Genomic DNA, 22,395 nt, shown 5'->3' with positions numbered 1-22,395 from the left:
GATCGATCTTCCGCTTCATGCGGCGGACGGTCATGCTGCCCGCCGCCGGGTTGCCGGCCCGCGGCGCCGCCGGGCCGGCGATCGGCGCCGGGCGACTCAGAAATACTGGGTCGCCTGAAGCCAGACACTTGGCGAGCGCGTGCTCGCGGCCGCGTCGTCGGACCTGCCGAACGGTCGCGACCACGCGACGTTGACCTGCCGGCTCGCGCCGTACCAGCCGACGCCGAGCCCTGCCGACGACAGCTGCAGCGTGTTGCGCTCCCGGTTCCACGGCTGCTTGTTGACCTGTACGCGCCCGGTATCGACGAAGGTGCTGACCTGCCAGCCGGGCGCGGCGAGATAGCGCAGTTCCGCGCTCGCCTGCCAGCCCTGATCGCCGCTGCCCGCGCCGAGCGCGTACCCGCGTACCCCATACGGGCCGCCGAGGCTGAATTTTTCCGTCGAGTCGAGATTGCGCGATGTGAGTTGTGCGCTGAGCTGCACGTAGAGCTGCAAGCGCGCAGTGATGGCCTGAAGCCGTACCGCACTGACGTTCAGCTTCGCGAACCGGCCGTGCGTTTTCGCGAACCGATTCGATCCGAGCGGATCGTTGCCGTTCATCCGGCCGATGCCGAGCGTCACGGACGCGCTGCTGCGTCCGCCGCCGAACCAGTCGTCCTGATTGCTGCCGGTGATGCTGAAAGAACCGATCTGGATGCGCTTCGCGCCATGCACGTCGAATGCGTTGTAGTCGTCGTGCAACTGCTTGTTTTCAAACAGGAACTGCGCGCTGACGTTCGCGCGGCGGCTGCGCAGCAGCGGTTGCGTGACGAACGCGCTTTGCACCGATGCACGGCCGTGATAGTCGAGATCGTCGAAGCTGCCGCCGACCCGGTATCGCATGTCGGAGTGCGCGACGCCGAGCCGCGTCGACGCCGGGCCGACAGGCAACTGGTATGCCACGCGGTAATAGCGCTGGCGCGCGTCGCTGACCAGCCCGCGCAGCGTGAACTGATCGCCGATACGCAGCGGCGCGTTGACGTCGACGCTGCCGGTGGCGCGATAACGGCCGGTGAGCGTGTCGCCATAGTTGTCGAGATCGACGGAGCCGGACGCGAGCGGGCCGGGTTCGACGTCAACGGAGAGATCGGTGGTGCCGGTTTCGGCACCGGGGCGCAGCGTGCCTTTCGCGGCGACGCCTGGCAGATCGTCGAGGAGCAGCAGGCTGCGCTCGAGCGCGTCGCCTTGCACGGCGTCGCCGGGCCGGAGGCCGGCGAGCGGCTGGCGCAGGACGCCGTCCAGCACGCGCGAGCGGTTGTTCAGTTCGACGCTGCCGTAACGGCCTTCGCTCACGTCGATCCGCACGGTGCCGCCGTCGATGTCCTGCTGCGGCAGGTAGGCGCGCGCGAGCACGTAGCCGTGTTCGCGGTAATACGCGGAGATCCGGTCGGCGGCTTGCCGGAGTTCGTCGAAGCTCAGTTCGCGGCCGACGAGATCCGCGAGAAGCGGTTGCAGCCGGTCGGCGCCGAACGCACGATTGCCGCCGATCGCGAATGCCTGCACCCGTACGCGCGGCCCGGCGTCGTCGCCGGGCGGCGGCGGCTTCGTGTCGGGCGGCGGCGGGATGGCGAGATCGGGCGGCGAGTCGGCGGGAAGGGCAGGGCGTGTGGCCTCGATGTCACGCATCGATTGCCCGGCACTGGGCGGCAGCGCGTGCGCAATGCCCGGCATCGACAGCACGGCGCCGATGCACCAGACCGGGAGCCCCGCCCATTGAGCCGGGCAACCGGTGCGGGCGGCGCGATGCCGTGGACGAGACGTGCCGTGTAACGGGAGCGGCCGGCCCGAGATCGCCGATGCGGCAGCGGTATCGGAATCGGCGTGGTGTGAGTTGCTGTGGATGGGACGAATTTTCACCCTCGACGGATTGGCGCGCCGATAGCGCGTTGAGCGTCGGGGATACTACGGAGCGTGGCCGCGTTTTGATATTGGATGAGTACTAGGCCAACTGTGTTATCGATTTGTCTTGTCAGATTTTGTCGAAAACGAGGCGCGGCGGGCCGGATCTGTGTGCAGGCGTATCCCGGGGCGCCGATGTCGGCTCGGATCAAACGCATGTCGCGTTTGAGACATCGGCCCCCCTGCCTCCCGGACTACTCTCGAACAGCACGTTGCGCGTGCGCCGCAAGGGCCGGCGCGCCGCGGCGCCATCCAACGAGACATGGAGACAATACGATGAGCAGCAATCGAGGTGTCGTCTATCTTGGGCCGGGCCAGGTCGAAGTCCAGAAAATCGATTATCCGAAGATGGTCGACCCCAGCGGCCGCGCGATCGGCCACGGCGTGATCCTGAAAGTGGTCAGCACGAACATCTGCGGCTCCGACCAGCACATGGTGCGCGGCCGTACGACCGCGCCGGTCGGCCTCGTGCTCGGTCACGAGATCACCGGCGAAGTGATCGAAGTGGGCCCGGACGTCGAGACGCTGAAGATCGGCGATCTCGTGTCGGTGCCGTTCAACGTCGCGTGCGGCCGCTGCGCGATGTGCAAGGACACGCATACGGGCGTATGCCTGAACGTGAACCCGTCGCGGGCCGGCGGCGCGTACGGCTACGTCGACATGGGCGGCTGGATCGGCGGCCAGGCCGAATACGTGCTCGTGCCGTATGCCGATTTCAACCTGCTGAAATTTCCGGATCGCGACCAGGCGATGGCGAAGATCCGCGATCTGACCTGCCTGTCCGACATTCTGCCGACCGGTTATCACGGCGCGGTGAGCGCGGGCGTGAAGCCCGGTTCGACGGTCTACATCGCGGGCGCGGGCCCGGTCGGGATGGCGGCGGCCGCGTCGGCGCGCCTGCTCGGCGCGGCCGTGACGATCGTCGGCGACATGAACGCGGAGCGCCTCGCGCACGCACGGGCGATGGGCTTCGAGACGGTCGACCTGTCGAAGGACGCGTCGCTCGGCGAGCAGATCGAACAGATCCTCGGCGTGCCGGAGATCGACTGCGCGGTCGATTGCGTCGGCTTCGAGGCGCACGGCCACGGCTCGTCGGGCCATTCGGAGGAAGCGCCCGCGACGGTGCTGAACTCGCTGATGGAAATCACGCGCCCGGCCGGCGCGATCGGCATCCCGGGCCTGTACGTGACGGACGATCCGGGCGCGAAGGACAAGGCCGCACAGCACGGCAGCCTGAGCATCCGCTTCGGCCTCGGCTGGGCGAAATCGCATTCGTTCTTCACGGGCCAGACGCCGGTGCTGAAGTACAACCGCAACCTGATGCAGGCGATCCTGTTCGACCGGCTGCCGATCGCGAAGATCGTCAACGTCGAAGTGATTTCGCTCGACCAGGCGCCCGAAGGCTACAAGAAGTTCGACGGCGGCGCGCCGCGCAAATTCGTCATCGACCCGCACGGGTTGCTGGCGGCGTGATGCGCTAGCGTTCGACACGCGCGACACGAAGCGGGCGGTGCCGGAAACGGGCCGCCCGTTTTCGTTGCGGGAGCGAAGGCGGGGGAGGCAATGCGGCGAGCGGACGCGCCCCAGATGGCGGCCAGGGTCACGAGCTGCAGTGCATTCATCGACGGACTCCGGTGGACCGAGCGGCCGGCGTGCGATATGCGCCGGCGCGGGCGAATGCCCCATTGAACGTCATGCGTCCGTCGCGACACAAACGAGGTTTTGTGACGGGCGGTTTAGAAAGTTGAATCGACGGGCGCGCGAGCCTGGAGCGCGCTCAGTGGCCGCGATAGAGCTTCGCGATTTCGGCGTTGCTGGCCGCGGCGCGGCGGGTCCGCCCGGTGTGCAGGCTGACGCGGCGGATCGCGCGCGTGCGATGGGCGACGTCGCGGCCGCCTTTCCAGTCGGCCACGCGGACTGCGCCGGTGCGCATGCGGTCGGGCGCGCGCAACGACGGCGCGGCTTGAGCAACCGCCATCCTGCGCGCGGGTTTGCTGGCGAGCGGGGCGGCCGGTTGCGGATTGGCCTGTGGCGGATCGACTGCCACCCGTGTTTCATCGGTCGAATGAAACGGGTAGACGGGTGCCGGCACGACCGGTATCAATGGCTCGTTCGACGCTTGAAGTACGGCTTCGGTCGCGACGGCGGCCGGCGCGGCGGATCCGCGACAAGCGGGATCGGCCTTGCAGGTCTGGTCGATCGTCACGTAGCCGCCGACCAGCAGCACGAGCGTGAGAATGCTCAGGATCGGTGCGCTCGATGCGCGCGGCCGCTGGGAAGCCGCGTTGCGCAGCGCGCGGGCGACGCGCGACGACCATGTATGGAACGACCGCGGCGCATGCGCGGCACGTGCGTCGGCCGGCGTGCGGCGAATCGGTTCGAACGGCCAGTTCCACTGACCGCAAACGGGGCAATGCTCGAGCGCGCGGAACGCCACGAAACCGCATTCGCGGCAGCGGCAGCACGTCGCGTGCCGCGATTCGGCGCGCGCGTTCAGCACGGCACGCCAGGCATCGCGCGCACGGACGCTTCGGTTGGGCAGGACGCGCATGTCAGCGACCGACGGACGCTATCGTCGGGCTACACATAGGCGGTCGTTCGCATGCGATGTTCATCATTTGCTCCGAGAGACCCCGCCATTGATGGCGGGAAGGAAAGGCGTGCGGTTGACAGGCAGGTTCTTCCACGGGTTAGGATCATCTGCATGATTCTGGTCTACCGCTACCGGGTGAAGTCGCTCAACGGACTGCTCAACAAGCAGAGCCGTGCGGTGAACAGAACCAGGATGGCGAAGAGCGTCTACGACGCGTCCTGGTCGTCCTTCCGAAACAAGCTCCGCTACAAAGCGATCGCGCACGGAGCCATGTTCGAGAAAGTCGACGAAAGCGGTTCTACCCAATCCTATTCGGCGTGCGGGTCGAAAGACAGCACGGCGCGGCCGAAAGGTATCGCGGGACTGAGAATAAGAGAGTGGACCTGCAGTGACTGTGGTGTCGAGCATGATCGAGATACCAACGCTGCGCTGAACATTCTCCGATGCGGACGTGCATCGCCAGGTGTGGGAATCCTCTCCTTTTAGGGAGAGGAGGACGTCAAGTGATTCTCCATAACATCGGACGCGTGGAACCCTTTCGTTCGCGGCTGCCTGCCGCTTCATTTTTGGTCGTTCGCGCGTGAAACGCAAGGCGCATGTCGCGCGTCGCGTGGCGCACGTTTCGTGCCGCCCGTCTCATGCTAGCTGCCGTGCCGCTGCCGGGACGCGAGCGTGCCCAGTGTCTCCAGCGCACGCTCGACGGCCGGTGTCCACGGACGCCCGTAGTTGAGCCGCAGATAGCGGCGGAAGCCGCCGGTGGCGGAAAAGATCGGCCCGGGCGCGATGCTGACGCCGTTTTCCATCGCATCGCCGAACAGGTGCATCGCGTCCAGGTGCGGCGGCAGTTCGATCCACAGAAAATACCCGCCGCGCGGTGCGAACACTTCGGTGTCGGCCGGAAAATACGCGCGCACGGCCGAGAGCATCTGCGCCTGGTGCGCGGCGAGATTGCGTCGCAGCTTGCGCAGGAAACGGTCGTATGCGCCGTCGCGCAGGTAGCTCGAAATCGCCATCTGCGCCGGTACGTCGGCGGCCGGCGCGCTCGCGCTCTTGGCCTGGCGGATTTGCCGCACGAAGCGGCCGGCTGCGACCCAGCCGATCCGGAATCCCGGCGCGAGACATTTCGAGAACGACCCGCAATGCAGGACGAGCCCGCTGTCGTCATACAGTTTCGCGGGCCGCGTGGGGGCCGTGCCGAACTGCAGTTCGCCATACACGTCGTCCTCGATCAGCGGCACGCCGCGCGACGCGAGCAGGTCGATCAGCGCGCGCTTGCGCTCGTCGGTCAGCGTCGCGCCGGTCGGGTTGTGGAATGACGTCATGAACCAGCACGCGCGCACCGGATGCGTGTCGAGCGCCTCGGCGAGCGCGTCGAGGTCGAGGCCGGTGCGCGGGTCGACCGGAATCTCGATGGCCTTCAGGTGCAGGCACTGGACGGCTTGCAGCACCGCGTGGAAGGCCGGCCGTTCGATCGCGACGATGTCGCCCGGGCGCGTCAGCGCCTGCAGGCTGAGCGTCAGCGCTTCGGTCGCCCCCGTCGTGATGACGATTTCCTCCAGCGGCAACGACGCGCCCGCGCTCAGATAGCGCAACGCGATCTGGCGGCGCAGCGCTTCGTTACCGGGCGGCAGGCCCGCGAGCAGTTTCGTGCGGTCCATGTTGCGGGCGGCCGACGCCACGTAACGCCACAGGCTGCTCATCGGGAACAGCGAATAGCTCGCGAATGCCGAGCCGAGCGGCACGATGTCGTCGCACTTGAGCGAGTCGAGCAGGCGGAACAGCGCATCGTCGTCGCCGGTTTGCGCGGCGCCCGGCTTGCGCGGCGGATCGCGGGCGAACCGCACGTGCTTGTCCGAGAGGTTCGCAACGAAATAACCGGAGCGCGCCCGCGCGACGATCAGACCCTCGCTTTCGAGCGCGTAATACGCGCGAAACACGGTGGACGGGCTGACGCGATACGCGCGGCATGCCGCGCGCACGGTGGGAATGCGCGCGCCGGGCGCCAGGTCGCCGCGCCGGATCGCGTCGGCAATCGTCTGCGCCAGCACCGCATAACGCTTCATGCGTGTCCTCCCGGCGTTGGACCCAGATGACAAAGAGTAGTACGGCAGCCGTCACGTGCAAGCGCGCCCTAAATCGCTGATCCGTATGTTTTAAGCGCGCTCTGATCCTTTTCTTTCGTCTGACCAGACGGCACACTGCCGCAAGTTTTGTTCCCGATGTCCGACCGATACGGAATTCACGCTGCCCGACGGCGGATCCGTGACGCCCGCGCGTGCCGCGCGGGTCCTCGTCAGCGGCGTCCTTACCCTTACCCGGAAGCATCCAGCGTGAAATTGAAGACCCTCGTCACGGGCCTCGTGGCCGGCATCGCCCTCAATCTGGTCAGCGGCGTGGCCGCCGCAGCCTGCGTCAACAACCCCGCCGCCCAGCCGAACGCGACGTTTCCCGCCGCGCTGACCGGCAAGCTCGTCTATCACAGCTACGTCAAGTACGGCGACGGCACGAGCCAGCTGTTCCTGTACGATTTTTCGGCCCATACGCTGACGCAACTCAGCAAGAGCGCGTGGGGCATCACCGATCCGATGAACGGCGTGTTCAGCCCCGACGGCAAATGGCTCGCGTTCATGGGCATCCGCAACGGCGCATGGAACGTGTTCATGCTGCAGCTCGGCGCCGGCACGCCGCCCGTCAACATGACGAACAGCACGGGCGCCACCCGCAACGAAGACCCGAAGTTCAGCGGGGACGGCAAGACGCTCGTGTTCAAGCAGAACGGCGACGTCAAGCAGGCGACGCTGTCGTACACGAGCGCGGGCCCGGTATTCACGTCGGTCGTGAGCCTGACGAATGCGCCGGCGGGCGCCGAATACTCGATGCCGTTCCTCGCGCCGGACGCGAGCGCCGTGTACTACGCGACGGGCACCGGCTCGAACATGGGGCTGATGAAGCGCACGATCGCGACCGGGGCGACCGCCGTGTTCGATCGTCCTGCCGGGTTGCAGACGTACTACCCGATCGTGCGTGCGGACGGCATGGTGTACTACGCCCGCTGGAAGGACAGCGGCGGAGCCGACCAGATCTATGCGAAGACGGCCGACCCGGCGTCGACGCCGAGTGCGCTGGCGCTCAACGACTGCATGAGCAACAACTCGGACCCGGCGCCTGTCAGTGGTACGAATTACCTGTTTTTCTCGTCGACGACGGCGGGCGGCTATCAGCTCTACGTCGGCGATGTGACGACCGGCCAGCGCTGGAGCCTGTCGCAGTTCGGCGTGAATGCGGACACGACGAAGGCCAAGCTCGGGGCGAACTACTACGGCGGCCCGTCCGCCAAGCAGTTGACGCTGCTGTCGCAAGGGCGTCCGGCCGCCGCATCGGCGAGCTACAACGCGTCGCTGACGGCCGACAAGGCGTTCGACGGCAACACGACGAGCACGCGCTGGGATTCGCCGGAGGGGACGGGCGTCGATCCGCAATGGCTCTCCGTCGATCTCGGTGCGACGAAAACGATCAGCAGCATCGACCTGTACTGGGATGCGGGCGCGCTCGTCTACCAGATCCAGACGTCGAACGACAACGCGAACTGGACGACGATCTACTCGACGAACAACGGCGTGTCGTACGGGCACGTGACGTTGCCGAACCTGAACGGGCAGGGGCGTTACGTGCGGATGCTCGGCACGAAGCGGGCGACGCAGTGGGGGTACTCGCTCGATGAAATGCAGGTGTGGGGATCGTAAGCGCAAACGCAAACGCAAACGGAAAAGCGGCCTTCGAGGCCGCTTTTTTTTGCTTCAGATAGTCCGCGCTTCACGCATGCAGCAGATGCGTCGGAAACGCCGGCCCGGCCGCCGCCGCGCCCTGCGCGAGCGGCGCAACCTGTTTGCGGCGCTCGCGGGTCGGCGCGACGCCGAACGCGTCGCGATAGCTCTTGCTGAAGTGGCATGCCGACTGGAAGCCGCACGCCATCGTGATGTGCATGATCGACATGTCGGTCTGCAGCAGCAGCTCGCGCGCACGGCGCAGCCGCAGCGTCAGGTAGTAGTGCGTCGGCGTCATCCCGAGATGCTCGCGGAACAGGCGCTGCAACTGCCGTTGCGACATGTTCGCGAGCCGCGCGAGTTCCTCGCGCGACAGCGGCTCCTCGATGTTGTTCTCCATCAGCGAGATCACTTCGAACAGCGACTTGTTCGCCGAGCCGAGGCGGGCGACGAGCGGCATGCGCTGCTGCGCGCTCGTGTCGCGCACGTGTTCGACGATGAACTGCTCGGCGATCTGCGTGACGCGTGCGGTGCCGACGCGCGCGGCGATCAGGTTCAGCATCATGTCGAGCGGCGCGACGCCGCCCGTGCACGTGATGCGATCACGGTCGATCACGAACAGTTCCTTCAGGAAGCGCGTGTCCGGAAACTCTTCCTTCAGCGCCGACATGTTCTCCCAGTGGATCGCGCACGCATAGCCCGCGAGCAGCCCCGACTTCGCGAGTGCATAGGTGCCCGTGCACAGGCTGCCGAGCGGCAGCCCCGAGCGCGCGAAGCGGCGCAGCGTCGACAGATGGGCAGGCGTGGTCGCGCGCTGCACGTCGACGCCGCCGCACACGAACACGATGTCGGGCTGCCCCACGCATTCGGCCGGCCCCGTGTCGACCGTGAGGCCGTTGCTCGCCGTGACCGGGCCGCCGTCCGGACTGATCACCGACCAGCGGTAGAGCGGCTGGCCGCTCAGATAGTTCGCCATCCGAAGCACCTCGATCGCATTGGTGAACGCGATCATCGTGAAGTTCGGTAAAGGCATGAACGCGAAGTGGGACAGCGACGCTGTGCGGTCGGGCGACATGGGGAGCGTTCCTTGAATCTCTAATAGCTTTTGGCCCGGGGCACGGATCGGGCTGCGATATTGTGTGAGCGAGTGCAACAAGCGTGCCATACGGCTAAACCCTAGCTCCATACGTTGTCTGGGCATCGGGCGGTTGCTGCGCTGCACCGTATCCGGGAGACGCCGCACTCGAACGTGCGGCAAACGCACTGCCGGTGTGCGTGTCCATAGGTGAACCGCCCACACCGTTTCGGGCGGTCGACCCGAAAAGTACGACCGGTCACTTGTATAAAACGGACGCGCATGGCGGAAAAGGCAAAGAACGCGTCTAAATTCATCAATCCGCCGAAAATCCGAACGACAAGAATAGAGCCGTCGGCAGCCTTGCACTGGACGCACGGGAATCCCAGGCACGGCGGCCCTTGAGCTTCGGTTGCAGCCCTTTATTCTTCGTCACGGACGCACTATGTCGAATACCCAGCCTTTCTTCTCGCAGCCCCTTGCCGAGCGCGACGCGCCGGTGCGCAGCGCCATCCTGAAGGAACTCGAGCGTCAGCAGTCGCAGGTCGAGTTGATCGCGTCGGAAAACATCGTGTCGCGCGCCGTGCTCGAGGCGCAGGGCTCGGTATTGACCAACAAGTATGCGGAAGGCTATCCCGGCAAGCGCTACTACGGCGGCTGCGAATTCGCCGATGAAGTCGAGGCGCTCGCGATCGACCGCGTGAAGCAGATCTTCAACGCCGGCTATGCGAACGTGCAGCCGCACTCGGGCGCGCAGGCGAACGGTTCGGTGATGCTCGCGCTGGCCAAGCCGGGCGACACCGTGCTCGGCATGTCGCTCGACGCGGGCGGCCATCTGACGCACGGCGCAAAGCCGGCGCTGTCGGGCAAGTGGTTCAACGCCGTCCAGTACGGCGTGAATCGCGACACGCTGCGCATCGATTACGACCAGGTCGAGGCGCTCGCTCACGAGCACAAGCCGAGCCTCATCATCGCCGGCTTCTCGGCGTACCCGCGCGCGCTCGACTTCGCGCGCTTTCGCGCGATCGCCGACAGCGTTGGCGCGAAGCTGATGGTCGACATGGCGCACATCGCGGGCGTGATCGCCGCCGGCCGCCACGCGAACCCGGTCGAGCACGCGCACGTCGTCACGTCGACCACGCACAAGACGCTGCGCGGCCCGCGCGGCGGCTTCGTGCTGACCAACGACGAGGAGATCGCGAAGAAGATCAACTCGGCCGTGTTCCCCGGCCTGCAGGGCGGCCCGCTGATGCACGTGATCGCCGGCAAGGCGGTAGCGTTCGGCGAAGTGCTGCATGCGGACTTCAAGACCTACATCGACAACGTGCTCGCGAACGCACAGGCGCTCGGCGAAGTGCTGAAGGCCGGCGGCGTCGATCTCGTCACGGGCGGCACCGACAATCACCTGCTGCTGGTCGACCTGCGCCCGAAGGGCCTGAAGGGCGCGCCGGTCGAGCAGGCGCTGGAACGCGCGGGCATCACCTGCAACAAGAACGGCATCCCGTTCGACACCGAGAAGCCGACCGTCACGTCGGGCATCCGTCTCGGCACGCCGGCGGGCACGACGCGCGGCTTCGGCGTCGCGGAGTTCCGCGAGATCGGCCGCCTGATCCTCGAAGTGTTCGACGCGCTGCGCGCGAATCCGGAAGGCGATCCGGCGACCGAACAGCGCGTGCGCCGCGAGATCTTCGCGCTCTGCGAGCGCTTCCCGATCTACTGATCGACCCCACCAGAACAGTCACACGAGCGAGAGCAGATATGAGCACGCTGCATCAGGACAGCATCATCATCGACGGACTGAACATCTCGAAGTTCGAGAAGCCGGTGTTCGAGGACATGCGAAAGGGCGGCATCACGGCCGCGAACTGCACGGTGTCGGTGTGGGAGAACTTCGCCAAGACCGTCGACAACATCGGCGTGATGAAGAAGAAGATCCGCGACAACGGCGAGCTGCTGACGCTCGTGCGCACGACGGACGACATCTTCCGCGCGAAGAAGGAAGGCAAGACCGGGATCATCCTCGGTTTCCAGAACGCGCATGCGTTCGAGGACAACCTCGGCTACATCGAGGCGTTCGCCGACATGGGCGTGCGCGTCGTGCAGCTTTGCTACAACACGCAGAACCTGGTCGGCACCGGCTGCTACGAGCGCGACGGCGGGCTGTCGGACTTCGGCCGCGAAGTGATCACCGAGATGAACCGCGTCGGCATCATGGTCGACCTGTCGCATGTGGGCGGCAACACGTCGTCGGAAGCGATCGCATTCTCGAAGAAGCCGGTGTGCTATTCGCACTGCCTGCCGTCGGGCCTGAAGGAGCATCCGCGCAACAAGAGCGACGCGCAACTGAAGGAGATCGCCGATGCGGGCGGCTTCGTCGGCGTGACGATGTTCGCGCCGTTCCTGAAGCGCGGGATCGAAGCGAACATCGACGACTACATCGAAGCGATCGACTACGTCGTGAACCTGATCGGCGAGGATGCGGTGGGCATCGGCACGGACTTCACGCAGGACTATGCGAAGGAGTTCTTCGACATGCTCACGCACGACAAGGGCCGCTATCGCCAGCTGACGAACTTCGGCAAGGTGATCAACCCGGAAGGTATCCGCACGATCGGCGAATTCCCGAACCTGACCGCCGCGATGGAGCGTCACGGCTGGAAGGAATCGCGGATCCGCAAGATCATGGGCGAGAACTGGGTGCGCGTGTTCAAGGACGTGTGGGGCGCGTAAGCGCCACGTCCGCCGAACCGCCCCCGCGTTTCAACATAAAAAATCGGGACGTGCCCGCGCTTGCCGCGCGGGCACGCGGACGATGTCGCGCCTGCGCACTGAGCCGCGCGGCCAATTTCCTCACGGAGTCACCACGATGCAACCGCAACTGCCGATCAACGTCGATCCCGATACCGGCGTCTGGACCACCGACGCGCTGCCGATGCTGTACGTGCCGCGCCACTTCTTCACGAACAATCACGTCGCCGTCGAGGAAGCGCTCGGCGTCGAAGCGTATGCCGAGATCCTCTACAAGGCCGGCTACAAGTCCGCGTACCACTGGTGCGACAAGGAAGCGAAGCAGCACGGCCTGACCGGCATGGCCGTGTTCGAGCACTACCTGAAGCGCCTGTCGCAACGCGGCTGGGGCCTGTTCTCGATCATCGAGGCCGATCCGGCCAGCGCCCGCGCGAAGATCGAACTGCGCCACTCGTCGTTCGTGCTCCAGCAGCCGGGCAAGGAAGGAAAGCTCTGCTACATGTTCGCGGGCTGGTTCGCGGGCGCGATGGACTGGGTCAACGACACGACGCCGGAAGGCAAGAACGCGCCGCGCGCGCAATCGAAGGAAGTGCAGTGTGCGGCCGAGCATCACGACCACTGCGTCTTCGAAGTGTCGCCGATCGCGCACTGATGCATTGATGCACTGAAACATATAAACACCCGCAACACGAGACATTCGAACGCCAGAGGTCGCCTGCGATGCGTTATCCCCACCTGTTCAAACCCATGCAGCTGAACCAGCTGACGCTGCGCAACCGGATCGTCAGCACCGCGCACGCGGAGGTGTATGCCGAGCCGGGCGGCCTGCCGGGCGACCGCTATATCCGCTACTACGAAGAAAAGGCGAAGGGTGGCGTCGGCCTGGCCATCTGCGGCGGCTCGAGCCCGGTCTCGATCGACAGCCCGCAAGGCTGGTGGAAATCGGTGAACCTGTCGACCGACAAGATCATCGATCCGCTCACGCGCCTGGCCGACACGATGCACAAGCACGGCGCGAAGATCATGATCCAGGCGACGCACATGGGCCGCCGCTCGTCGTTCCACGGCGAGCACTGGCCGCACCTGATGTCGCCGTCGGGCGTGCGCGAGCCCGTGCACCGCGGCAACGCGAAGATCATCGAGATCGAGGAAATCCGCCGCATCATCGGCGATTTCGCGGCGGCCGCGAAGCGCGTGAAGGCGGCCGGCATGGACGGCATCGAAATCTCCGCCGCGCACCAGCACCTGATCGACCAGTTCTGGAGCAAGCGTTCGAACCATCGCACCGACGAATGGGGCGGCAGCCTCGAAAACCGCCTGCGCTTCGGCATCGAAGTGCTGACGGCCGTGCGCGAGGCGGTCGGCAAGGACTTCTGCGTCGGCCTGCGCATGTGCGGCGACGAATTCCACGAGGACGGCCTCGATCACGAGGCGCTGAAGGAAATCGCGCAGGCGATGTCGGAGACGGGCCTGATCGACTACCTGAGCGTGGTCGGATCGGGCGGCGACACGCACAACACGATCGCGAACTGCATGCCGCCGATGGCGTTGCCGCCGGAGCCGTTCGTGCATCTCGCGGCCGGCATCAAGTCGGTCGTGAAGATTCCGGTGATGCACGCGCAGAGCATCCGCGATGCGGGCCAGGCCGAGCGCCTGCTCGCGAACGGCATGATCGACCTGGTCGGCATGACGCGCGCGCAGATCGCCGATCCGCACATGGTGATCAAGATCCGCGACGGTCGCGAGGACGAAATCAAGCAGTGCGTCGGCGCGAACTACTGTATCGACCGCCAGTACAACGGCCTCGACGTGCTGTGCATCCAGAATGCGGCGACGTCGCGCGAAGCGACGATGCCGCACATCATCGAGAAGTCGCGCGGCCCGAAGCGCAAGGTCGTGGTGGTCGGCGCCGGCCCCGCGGGGCTCGAGGCCGCTCGCGTCGCGAAGCTGCGCGGCCACGACGTCGTGTTGTTCGAGAAGAACGCGGAAGTGGGCGGCCAGGTGATGATCGCCGCGAAGGCGCCGCAGCGCGAGCAGATGTCGGGAATCATCCGCTGGTTCGACATGGAAACGAAGCGTCTGGGCGTCGACCGGCGTCTCGGCGTGGCCGCCGACGAGAAGATGATCATGGCCGAGAAGCCGGACATCGTCGTGCTCGCGACGGGCGGCTCGAGCTTCACGTGGCAGGTGCCGGCGTGGGGCGTGGCCGAAGGCCTCGCCGTCAGCTCGTGGGACATCCTGACTGGCAAGGTCGAGCCGAAGCAGAACGTGCTGCTGTTCGACGGCGTGAGCACGCATGCGGGCGCGGGCGTGGCCGACTTCATGGCGAGCCGCGGCTCGAAGGTCGAGGTCGTCACGCCGGACGTGAAGGTGGCCGACGACTGCGGCGGCACGACGTTCCCGATCTTCTATCGCCGGCTGTACGCATTCGGCGTGATCCCGACGCCGAACACGATGCTCGATCGCGTCTATGAAGAGAACGGCAAGATGATCGCCGTACTGCGCAACGAATACACGGAAGAGCTGGAAGAGCGCGCGGTCGATCAGGTGGTGATCGAAAACGGTTCGTCGCCGAACGACGAACTGTACTGGAAGCTCAAGCCGGAATCGGTGAACCGCGGCCAGATCGATCCGCACACGCTGTTCGCGGCCGAGCCGCAGCCGTGCCTGTCGGAAGAACTCGGCAACGGCCGTTTCCTGCTGTTCCGTGTCGGCGACTGCATTTCGATGCACAACGTCCACGGGGCCATCTACGACTCGCTGCGTCTCGTGAAGGATTTCTAAAAGATGAACCCGTCCTTCCTCATTACCGCCCTGTTGTGGCTGTCGGTGGCGGGGCTCGCGTTCGCGGTCGCGAAGCGCTCGTCTTACTGGCGTCTGGGCCGCGCCACGGCGCCGGGCTCGTTCGGCGTCGCGAACCTGTTCGCGATTCCGAAGCGTTATTTCGTCGACCTGCACCACGTGGTCGCCCGCGATCCGTACATCGCGAAGACCCACGTCGCGACCGCCGGCGGCGCGATCGGCGCGCTCGCGCTGGTGTTCGTCAACTACGGCCTTGCGATCTACTCGCCGTGGCTCGACAAGCTGATCTTCCTCGCGGCGCTCGCGATGCTGGTCGGCGCGGTGTTCGTGTGGCGTCGACGCGCGGCGAAGGACGTGCCGGCGCGCCTGTCGCGCGGCCCGTGGAATACGCTGCCCTGGCTGCTCGGTTCGTTCGCGCTCGGGCTCGTGCTGTTCATGCTGGTGCCGACCGGTGCGATGTCGGGGGCGTTCGCGGTGCTCTGCGCGCTGCTGATCGGCATCGGCGCGTTCACGATGACGATCGGCGCCGCGAAGGGCGGCCCGATGAAGCATGCGATCGCCGGCCTGCTGCACCTCGCGTTCCACCCGCGCCAGGAGCGTTTCGCCGCGACGCGCGAATCGTTCACCGGCAACGGCACGGCCACGCCGCCGACCGCGCTGAAGCTGCCGGACATCGAGCATCAGGAGTACGGCGTCGCGAAGCCGGTCGAGTTCCGCTGGAACCAGTTGCTGAGCTTCGACGCCTGCGTGCAGTGCGGCAAGTGCGAAGCCGCGTGCCCCGCGTTCGCGTCGGGCCAGCCGCTGAATCCGAAGAAGCTGATCCAGGATCTCGTGGTCGGGATGGCCGGCGGCACCGATGCGGCGTACGCGGGCAGCCCGTCGCCGGGCATCCCGGTCGGCCAGCATCGCGGCGAGCCGAACGGCCCGATCGTGTCGGGCCTGATCGAGGAGCAGACGCTGTGGTCGTGCACGACCTGCCGCGCTTGCGTGCAGGAGTGCCCGATGCTGATCGAGCACGTCGACGCGATCGTCGACATGCGCCGCAACCGCACGCTCGTGCACGGCACGGTACCGGGCAAGGGCCAGGAAGTGCTCGCGAACCTGCGCGAGACGGGCACGATGGGCGGCTACGACACGGCCGCACGTTACGACTGGTCGGTGGACCTGAGCGCACCCGTCGCGCAACCCGGCAAGCCGGTCGACGTGCTGTTCGTCGCGGGCGAAGGCGCGTTCGACATGCGCTATCAGCGTACGCTGCGTGCGTTCGTGAAGGTGCTGAACAAGGCGGGCGTCGACTACGCCGTGCTCGGCCCGGCCGAGACCGACACGGGCGACGTCGCCCGCCGGCTCGGCGACGAAGCGACGTTCCAGCAGATGGCAAAGCGCCTGATCGGCACGCTCGGCACGCTGTCGTACAAGCAGATCGTGACGGCCGACCCGCACGTGATGCACAGCCTGCGCAACGAATACCGTGCGCTCGGGCTGCGCGTGACGGTCAAGCATCACACGACCTATCTGGCCGAACTGGCCGACAGCGGCAAGATCGCGCCGAAGGCCGTCGAGGCGCTGCAGGAGAAACGCACGACCTATCACGATCCGTGCTACCTCGGCCGCTACAACGGCGAGACGGAAGCGCCGCGCAAGTTGCTGAAGACGATCGGCATCCAGGTCGTCGAGATGGAGCGCAACGGCATGCGCGGCCGCTGCTGCGGCGGTGGCGGCGGTGCGCCGCTGACCGACATCCCGGGCAAGCAGCGCATCCCGGACATCCGCATCGCCGACGCGCGTACGATCGGCGCGGACGTGGTCGCGGTTGCGTGCCCGAACTGCACGGCCATGCTCGAAGGCGTCGTGGGCCCGCGCCCCGACGTGCTCGACGTCGCCGAACTCGTCGCCGCCTCGCTGGAGTGAATCGATGAATACGATCAAACGAATCGATCCGCGCCGGCCGTTCGTCATCACGGCCGCCGGCCTGAAGCGCATCACGCTTGGCGAGGAAGGCAGCGCCGATGCGAACGCCGCGCAGTGGTCCGCGCACGGTCATGGCGCCGCGGCCGCGAAGCCGCGCCGCGCGCTGCAGGATCCGAAGCACGTGATGCTGGTGGTCGCGCATAGCGAACGCGGCGCGCTCGACGACCATTCGCGGCAGGCGATCGCCGCCGCGGCCGTGCTCGCCGATGCGCAAACCGAAGTCGCGCTGCTCGCGTTCGGCGAACTGAAGGACGACGTGGCCGAACTCGGCGTCGACAAGCTGCTCGAGCTGGCCGGCTTCGAACGCCGTGCGTTCGATCCCGAAAGCGAATTGCAAGCATTGCAGGCCTGCGTGGCCGCGCTCGCGCCGAAACACGTGTTCGTGCCCGACAACGCGACGGGCGACGGCGATCTCGGCCGGCGTTACGCGGCGGCCGCCGGCGCGAGCGTCGCGACTCACGTCGTCGAAATCGACGCGAAGCATGTCGGCGCGTATGCCCAGGCGGGACGTGCGTTCGCCACCCGTGCGCTGCCCGACGTGATCCTGCTCGCGCAGAACGCGGTTGAAGCGAAGCTGCCGTTCGTCGGCGCGGGCGAACGCGTCGCCGCCGATTTCATCCAGCCGCCGCGCGATGCCGCGCAGCCGTACCGCGATCTCGGTCTGGACGAAATCGACGCGGCGCAGGTCGCGCTCGAGGAAGCCGATTTCATCGTGTCGGCCGGCAACGGCGTGTCCGACATCGGTGCGTTCGAGCGGCTGGCCGGCGTGTTCGGCGCGGCGATCGGTGCGAGTCGCGTCGCGGTCGACAACGGCCACTTCACGCGCGACAAGCAGGTCGGCGCGACCGGCAAGACGGTCGAGGCGAGCGTGTACATCGCATTCGGCATCTCCGGCGCGGTGCAGCACCTGCAGGGGATCAAGGACTGCCGCCACGTGATCGCCGTGAACCTCGACGGCAGCGCGCCGATCGCGAAGCGCGCGAACCTGACGGTGGTCGGCGACGCGCAGGCGACGATCGCCGCGCTGATCGAACAGGTCCAGGCCGCGCGGGCCGCGCGCGGCGAATCGCCGGCCGCGGTCGGCACCCGTGAACCGGAAGGAGTCGCCGCATGAACGCCCCTCGCCCCTTGCAACGCATCGCGGTGCTCGTGTCCGTCGGCCGGCATCCGGTCAGCGGCGTCGCGCGCTACAGCCGCAACGATGCGGCCGCGCTCGAAACCGGCCGCCAGCTCGCGGACAAGCATCGCGCGACGCTCGACGTGATCCATGCAGGCGACCCCGCGAATGCGGCGCTTGCCGACTATCTGGCGCTCGGCGCGCGGGAGGTCGAAGTGCTGGCCTGCCGCGACGGCGACGACGCCGTGCACGCACTCGCCGCGCGTCTCGACGGCTACGACCTCGTGCTGACCGGCACGCGCGCCGAGGGCGCGTACGACACCGGGATGCTGCCGTACCGCGTCGCCGCGGCGCTCGGCTATCCGCTCGTCGGCTCGGCCGTCGACGTGACGGTCGAAGGCGGTCGCGCGGCGGTCCGGCAATTTTTGCCGAAAGGGCTGCGGCGGCGTGTCGACGCGGCGCTGCCGGCCGTCGTCGCCGTGCATCCGCTCGCCGGTGTCGAGCCGCGCTATGCGTATGCGCGGCTGCGCGCCGGCACGATCCGGCCGGCGCTCGCGGCGCCCGGTGCGGACGCCGACGCGGCCGCGTGGACGGTCGGCCCGGTCGAGCGTAAACCCGTAAAGCTGGTCGCTGCCGAGAAGCGCTCCGGGCATGCCCGGATGCTGTCCGCGACGACGACCGAAAGCCGCGGCGGCAACGTCGTAAATGAAGGGAGTTCGGTCGAAAAAGCACAAGTGATCCTCGCGTATTTGCGCGAGCATCAGCTCATCGACTACTGATTTTGATGCCTGTCGGCAAGACACCCAGGGATGCAAGGAATCCGGAGCAAACGATGAAAGTATCGGCAGACATTCGTGCATTGATCGAGCGGCGCAAGGAAGGGCACAGCCTCGACGCACCGTTCTACACGAGCGAGGACATCTTCGCGCTCGACATGGAGGCGATTTTCCGCCAGCACTGGATCCAGGTGGCGATCGAACCGGACATTCCCGAGCCGGGCGACTACGTGACCGTGCAGTTGGGCAGCGATTCGATCCTGATCGTACGCGACGACGACATGGCGATCCGCGCGTTCCACAACGTGTGCCGTCACCGCGGCGCGCGCCTGTGCAACGAAGACAAGGGCTCGGTCGGCAACATCGTGTGCCCGTACCACAGCTGGACCTACAACCTGACGGGCCAGTTGATGTTCGCCGAGCACATGGGCGAGAAGTTCGACCGTTGCAAGCACAGCCTGAAGTCGGTGCACGTCGAGAACCTCGCGGGCCTGATCTTCATCTGCCTCGCCGACGAGCCGCCGGCCGATTTCGCGCAGATGCGGGCCGAGATGGAGCCGTACCTGCTGCCGCACGACCTGCCGAACACGAAGATCGCCGCGCAGATCGACATCATCGAGGAAGGCAACTGGAAGCTCACGATGGAGAACAACCGCGAGTGCTATCACTGCGTCGCGAACCATCCGGAGCTGACGATCTCGCTGTACGAATACGGCTTCGGCTACCAGCGTTCCGACGCGAATGCCGAAGGCATGGACGCATTCGCCGAAACCTGCGTGCGCCGCGGCAAGGAATGGGCCGAGATGGGCCTGCCGTCCGCAGAAATCGAAAAGCTGCTCGACGTGACGGGTTTCCGCACGCAGCGCCTGCCGCTGGATCGCGACGGCGAATCGCAGACGCTTGACGCGAAGGTCGCATCGAAGAAGCTGCTCGGCGGCTTCGACAGGGCCGATCTCGGCGGGCTGTCGTTCTGGACGCAGCCGAACTCGTGGCACCACTTCATGAGCGATCACATCGTGACGTTCTCGGTGATTCCGCTGTCGGCCGGCAAGACGCTGGTGCGCACGAAGTGGCTCGTGCACAAGGACGCGAAGGAAGGCATCGACTACGACGTGAAGAACCTCACGGCCGTGTGGAACGCGACCAACGACCAGGATCGCGCGCTCGTCGAATTCTCGCAGCGCGGCGCGAACAGCAGCGCGTACGAGCCGGGTCCGTATTCGCCGTACACGGAAGGTCTCGTCGAAAAATTCTCGGCCTGGTACATCGGCCGGCTCGCCGAAAAAACCGGCGAATAGTACCCAGCGTATAAGCGGAGCAAGACATGATGCGAGATGCGGCCAATTTCGAGCCGGCGGATAGCCGGGTGACGCACCCGGCCTTCTGGAACGCGCTGCCCGAGCGCTGGACGAGCGACGTCGAGGAAACGCTGGTGTGCTGCCACGTGCGGCAGGAAACCCACGACGTGAAGAGCTTCTTCTTCCGCTCCCCGCAGGGCCGCACGTTCTCGTTCGAGCCCGGGCAATTCATCACGCTCGAGCTCGACATCGACGGCGAGACGATCAACCGGTGCTACACGATTTCGTCGTCGCCGGCGCGGCCGCACACGATCTCGATCACGGTGAAGCGCGTGCCGGGCGGCAAGGTGTCGAACTGGCTGCACGACAACCTGCAGCCGGGCGCGCCCGTGCGCGTGCTCGGCCCGGCCGGGGAATTCACGTGCGCGCGGCATCCGGCGCGCAAGTACCTGTTCCTGTCGGCCGGCTCGGGCGTCACGCCGCTGATGTCGATGAGCCGTGCGCATCACGATCTCGCCGAGGATCGCGACATCCTGTTCGTGCACAGCGCACGCACGCCGGACGACATCATCTTCGCGCGCGAACTCGACCTGATCGCGTCGAACCACACGAATTTCCGCACGTCGTTCGTCGTCGAGCGCGTCGGCACGCGCACCAACTGGCCGGGCGTCACGGGCTTCCTGACGCTGCCGCTGCTGAAGCTGATCGCGCCGGATTTCATGGAACGCGAAATCTTTACGTGCGGCCCCGCGCCGTACATGAAGGCCGTGCGCGACCTGCTCGACGAAGCCGGCTTCGATCGCAAGCAGTATCACGAGGAAAGCTTCTCGTTCGAGACGCTCGCGCAGACCGCGAGCGACGAGCTGCTCGCCGATCTCGCGCCGCCGGCCGAAGGCGGCGACGCCGGCACGAAGCAGTACACGGTCAGCTTCGCGAAGAGCAACCGCGAGATCTCGTGCGGCTCGGAGCAGCACGTGCTCGACGCGGCGCGCCAGTCGGGCGTGCGGCTGCCGGCATCGTGCACGCAGGGCATGTGCGGCACCTGCAAGGTGAAGCTCGTGTCGGGGCAGGTCGACATGAAACACAACGGCGGCATCCGCCAGCGCGAGATCGATCAGGGGATGGTGCTGCTGTGCTGCAGCAAGCCGCTGTCGGATCTCGTGATCGACAAGTAGTCGAAACTCGCCATCGGCTGTCCGGGTGCGTCGCATCCGGACAAGCATTCGTCGGAAAACAACGATACCGCGGATTTGTGGTTGAAGAACCTAGAGAGACAACGCGCACGGTGCGCAGACCAAGGAGATCGACCATGAAGCTGTTCGGAAAACTGTTGTGGGCCGGCACCCTGTCGGCGATGGTGGCATTGAGCGCATCGGCGCTCGCCGATACGAAGCCGACGCTGAAAATCGGCTACGTCGAAGGCTGGGACGACAGCGTCGCGACGTCGAACGTCGCGGCCCGCGTCATCGAGAAGAAGCTCGGCTACGAGGTGAAGCTCGTGCCGGTGGCGGCCGGGATCATGTGGCAGGGCGTCGCGCGCGGCGATCTCGATGCGACGCTGTCCGCGTGGCTGCCGGTCACGCACGGCTCGTACTGGGACGAGTACAAGGCCAAGGTCGTCGACCTCGGCGCGAATTTCCCCGATGCGAAGATCGGCCTGATCGTGCCCGCGTACGTGAAGGCGAAGAGCATCGACGACCTCAATGCGGAGAAGGGCAGCTTCGGCGGCCGGATCGTCGGCATCGATGCGGGCGCCGGCGTGATGCGCAAGACCGACGACGCGATCAAGAGCTACGGGCTGAACTACACGCTGATGCCGAGTTCGGGCAGCGCGATGACGGCCGAGTTGTCGCGTTCGGTCAATGCGAACAAGCCGGTCATCGTGACGGGCTGGGCGCCGCACTGGATGTTCGCGAAGTGGAAGCTGCGCTTCCTCGAGGATCCGAAGAAGGTGTTCGGCGGCGCCGAGCACGTCGACAGCGTCGTGAATCCGGGGCTCGAAACCAAGGCGAAGCCGGTCGTCGCGTTCCTGAAGAAATTCCAGTGGAAGCCGGGTGAAATCGACAGCGTGATGCTCGCGATCCAGAACGGCTCGAAGCCGGAAGCGGCAGCGGATGCGTGGATTGCGGCGCATGCCGACCGCGTGAATTCTTGGACGGAAGGCGCGCAGTAAGCATTCCGATATATATCCAAGAATCGTCATAAAAAACACGCCGGGAATGGCATGCAGGAATCCGAAATAATCAGGATGTAATGCGGCCATATCCCGGAATTCTTTTGCGGATTCTGCAAAAAAGCGCGTAAGTTGTTACA

16 protein-coding genes and 1 pseudogene are annotated in these 22,395 nt (G+C 66.2%); 13 read left to right on the top strand and 4 right to left on the bottom strand.

Annotated elements, in window-relative coordinates; all coding sequences use genetic code 11:
* Positions 1-96: 96 nt before the first annotated feature.
* On the bottom strand, positions 97-1,665 hold the full coding sequence (locus tag WS89_RS10610; protein ID WP_082741837.1) for a ShlB/FhaC/HecB family hemolysin secretion/activation protein: 1,569 nt from the start codon (positions 1,663-1,665) through the stop codon (positions 97-99).
* A 549-nt stretch (positions 1,666-2,214) separates the two neighbouring features.
* Here WS89_RS10610 and fdhA point away from each other — a divergent pair.
* The gene (gene fdhA / locus WS89_RS10605) at positions 2,215-3,411 is read left to right on the top strand and encodes a formaldehyde dehydrogenase, glutathione-independent (RefSeq protein WP_059502288.1); all 1,197 of its coding nucleotides are present in this window, start codon (positions 2,215-2,217) and stop codon (positions 3,409-3,411) included.
* 304 nt (positions 3,412-3,715) lie between these two features.
* Here fdhA and WS89_RS10600 read toward each other — a convergent pair whose 3' ends face one another.
* Positions 3,716-4,489 carry a hypothetical protein gene (locus WS89_RS10600; protein ID WP_059790851.1) on the bottom strand — a complete coding sequence of 258 codons (774 nt, stop codon included), beginning with the start codon at positions 4,487-4,489 and terminating at the stop codon, positions 3,716-3,718.
* Positions 4,490-4,711: 222 nt separating this feature from the next.
* Between WS89_RS10600 and WS89_RS32155 the strand changes: the two are divergent.
* A pseudogene (locus tag WS89_RS32155) lies at positions 4,712-5,017 on the top strand (zinc ribbon domain-containing protein); the annotation flags it as partial.
* A gap of 155 nt (positions 5,018-5,172) precedes the next feature.
* On the opposite strand, the gene WS89_RS10595 reads toward WS89_RS32155, so the two are convergent.
* Complete coding sequence (locus WS89_RS10595) at positions 5,173-6,594, bottom strand: aminotransferase-like domain-containing protein (protein ID WP_059790849.1); 1,422 nt, start codon at positions 6,592-6,594, stop codon at positions 5,173-5,175.
* A 267-nt stretch (positions 6,595-6,861) separates the two neighbouring features.
* Here WS89_RS10595 and WS89_RS10590 point away from each other — a divergent pair, with 267 nt between their 5' ends.
* Positions 6,862-8,274: a discoidin domain-containing protein gene (locus WS89_RS10590; protein WP_059790847.1), complete on the top strand. Its 1,413-nt coding sequence runs from the start codon at positions 6,862-6,864 to the stop codon at positions 8,272-8,274.
* A gap of 70 nt (positions 8,275-8,344) precedes the next feature.
* Here WS89_RS10590 and WS89_RS10585 read toward each other — a convergent pair whose 3' ends face one another.
* Positions 8,345-9,460 (bottom strand): GlxA family transcriptional regulator, encoded by a 1,116-nt coding sequence (locus WS89_RS10585; protein ID WP_080747627.1) that lies wholly within the window; start codon positions 9,458-9,460, stop codon positions 8,345-8,347.
* 355 nt (positions 9,461-9,815) lie between these two features.
* Here WS89_RS10585 and WS89_RS10580 point away from each other — a divergent pair, with 355 nt between their 5' ends.
* The 10 genes from WS89_RS10580 (at position 9,816) to WS89_RS10535 (ending at position 22,255) form a co-directional block, all read left to right on the top strand.
* A complete protein-coding gene (locus WS89_RS10580; RefSeq protein ID WP_059502295.1) occupies positions 9,816-11,090 on the top strand; it encodes a serine hydroxymethyltransferase in 1,275 nt (424 codons plus the stop codon).
* A gap of 38 nt (positions 11,091-11,128) precedes the next feature.
* Positions 11,129-12,100, top strand: coding sequence for a dipeptidase (locus tag WS89_RS10575; RefSeq protein ID WP_034204261.1), 972 nt, complete (start codon positions 11,129-11,131; stop codon positions 12,098-12,100).
* 136 nt (positions 12,101-12,236) lie between these two features.
* Positions 12,237-12,770 carry a DUF5943 domain-containing protein gene (locus tag WS89_RS10570; protein ID WP_059502297.1) on the top strand — a complete coding sequence of 178 codons (534 nt, stop codon included), beginning with the start codon at positions 12,237-12,239 and terminating at the stop codon, positions 12,768-12,770.
* Between the two features lie 68 nt (positions 12,771-12,838).
* Positions 12,839-14,902 carry an NADH:flavin oxidoreductase gene (locus tag WS89_RS10565; protein ID WP_006488987.1) on the top strand — a complete coding sequence of 688 codons (2,064 nt, stop codon included), beginning with the start codon at positions 12,839-12,841 and terminating at the stop codon, positions 14,900-14,902.
* A gap of 3 nt (positions 14,903-14,905) precedes the next feature.
* The gene (locus tag WS89_RS10560) at positions 14,906-16,831 is read left to right on the top strand and encodes a (Fe-S)-binding protein (protein ID WP_059502298.1); all 1,926 of its coding nucleotides are present in this window, start codon (positions 14,906-14,908) and stop codon (positions 16,829-16,831) included.
* Positions 16,832-16,835: 4 nt separating this feature from the next.
* Positions 16,836-18,005 carry an electron transfer flavoprotein subunit alpha/FixB family protein gene (locus WS89_RS10555; RefSeq protein ID WP_059790846.1) on the top strand — a complete coding sequence of 390 codons (1,170 nt, stop codon included), beginning with the start codon at positions 16,836-16,838 and terminating at the stop codon, positions 18,003-18,005.
* Positions 18,002-18,787: a drug:proton antiporter gene (locus WS89_RS10550; RefSeq protein WP_059790844.1), complete on the top strand. Its 786-nt coding sequence runs from the start codon at positions 18,002-18,004 to the stop codon at positions 18,785-18,787. The genes WS89_RS10555 and WS89_RS10550 overlap by 4 nt, the downstream gene beginning before the upstream one ends.
* 53 nt (positions 18,788-18,840) lie before the next feature.
* The gene (locus tag WS89_RS10545) at positions 18,841-20,082 is read left to right on the top strand and encodes an aromatic ring-hydroxylating oxygenase subunit alpha (RefSeq protein WP_059502304.1); all 1,242 of its coding nucleotides are present in this window, start codon (positions 18,841-18,843) and stop codon (positions 20,080-20,082) included.
* A 26-nt stretch (positions 20,083-20,108) separates the two neighbouring features.
* Complete coding sequence (locus WS89_RS10540) at positions 20,109-21,257, top strand: hybrid-cluster NAD(P)-dependent oxidoreductase (RefSeq protein WP_059502306.1); 1,149 nt, start codon at positions 20,109-20,111, stop codon at positions 21,255-21,257.
* Positions 21,258-21,391: 134 nt separating this feature from the next.
* Entirely contained in the window at positions 21,392-22,255 is an 864-nt protein-coding gene (locus WS89_RS10535) for a glycine betaine ABC transporter substrate-binding protein (RefSeq protein WP_059790842.1), read from the top strand.
* Positions 22,256-22,395: the final 140 nt, after the last annotated feature.

The organism is Burkholderia sp. MSMB1072 (assembly GCF_001524725.1).
Taxonomy (GTDB): domain Bacteria; phylum Pseudomonadota; class Gammaproteobacteria; order Burkholderiales; family Burkholderiaceae; genus Burkholderia.
Note: the sequence above shows the minus strand (reverse complement) of the source record. Positions and strands in the feature narration are given on the sequence as shown.

Bases quoted from the DNA above. Each gene is read 5' to 3' on its own strand.
- WS89_RS10610 (WP_082741837.1), bottom strand. From the start codon at position 1,665: ATGCGTGACATCGAGGCCACACGCCCTGCCCTTCCCGCCGACTCGCCG.
- fdhA (WP_059502288.1), top strand. From the start codon at position 2,215: ATGAGCAGCAATCGAGGTGTCGTCTATCTTGGGCCGGGCCAGGTCGAA.
- WS89_RS10600 (WP_059790851.1), bottom strand. From the start codon at position 4,489: ATGCGCGTCCTGCCCAACCGAAGCGTCCGTGCGCGCGATGCCTGGCGT.
- WS89_RS10595 (WP_059790849.1), bottom strand. From the start codon at position 6,594: ATGAAGCGTTATGCGGTGCTGGCGCAGACGATTGCCGACGCGATCCGG.
- WS89_RS10585 (WP_080747627.1), bottom strand. From the start codon at position 9,460: ATGGCACGCTTGTTGCACTCGCTCACACAATATCGCAGCCCGATCCGT.
- WS89_RS10580 (WP_059502295.1), top strand. From the start codon at position 9,816: ATGTCGAATACCCAGCCTTTCTTCTCGCAGCCCCTTGCCGAGCGCGAC.
- WS89_RS10575 (WP_034204261.1), top strand. From the start codon at position 11,129: ATGAGCACGCTGCATCAGGACAGCATCATCATCGACGGACTGAACATC.
- WS89_RS10570 (WP_059502297.1), top strand. From the start codon at position 12,237: ATGCAACCGCAACTGCCGATCAACGTCGATCCCGATACCGGCGTCTGG.
- WS89_RS10565 (WP_006488987.1), top strand. From the start codon at position 12,839: ATGCGTTATCCCCACCTGTTCAAACCCATGCAGCTGAACCAGCTGACG.
- WS89_RS10560 (WP_059502298.1), top strand. From the start codon at position 14,906: ATGAACCCGTCCTTCCTCATTACCGCCCTGTTGTGGCTGTCGGTGGCG.
- WS89_RS10555 (WP_059790846.1), top strand. From the start codon at position 16,836: ATGAATACGATCAAACGAATCGATCCGCGCCGGCCGTTCGTCATCACG.
- WS89_RS10550 (WP_059790844.1), top strand. From the start codon at position 18,002: ATGAACGCCCCTCGCCCCTTGCAACGCATCGCGGTGCTCGTGTCCGTC.
- WS89_RS10545 (WP_059502304.1), top strand. From the start codon at position 18,841: ATGAAAGTATCGGCAGACATTCGTGCATTGATCGAGCGGCGCAAGGAA.
- WS89_RS10540 (WP_059502306.1), top strand. From the start codon at position 20,109: ATGATGCGAGATGCGGCCAATTTCGAGCCGGCGGATAGCCGGGTGACG.
- WS89_RS10535 (WP_059790842.1), top strand. From the start codon at position 21,392: ATGAAGCTGTTCGGAAAACTGTTGTGGGCCGGCACCCTGTCGGCGATG.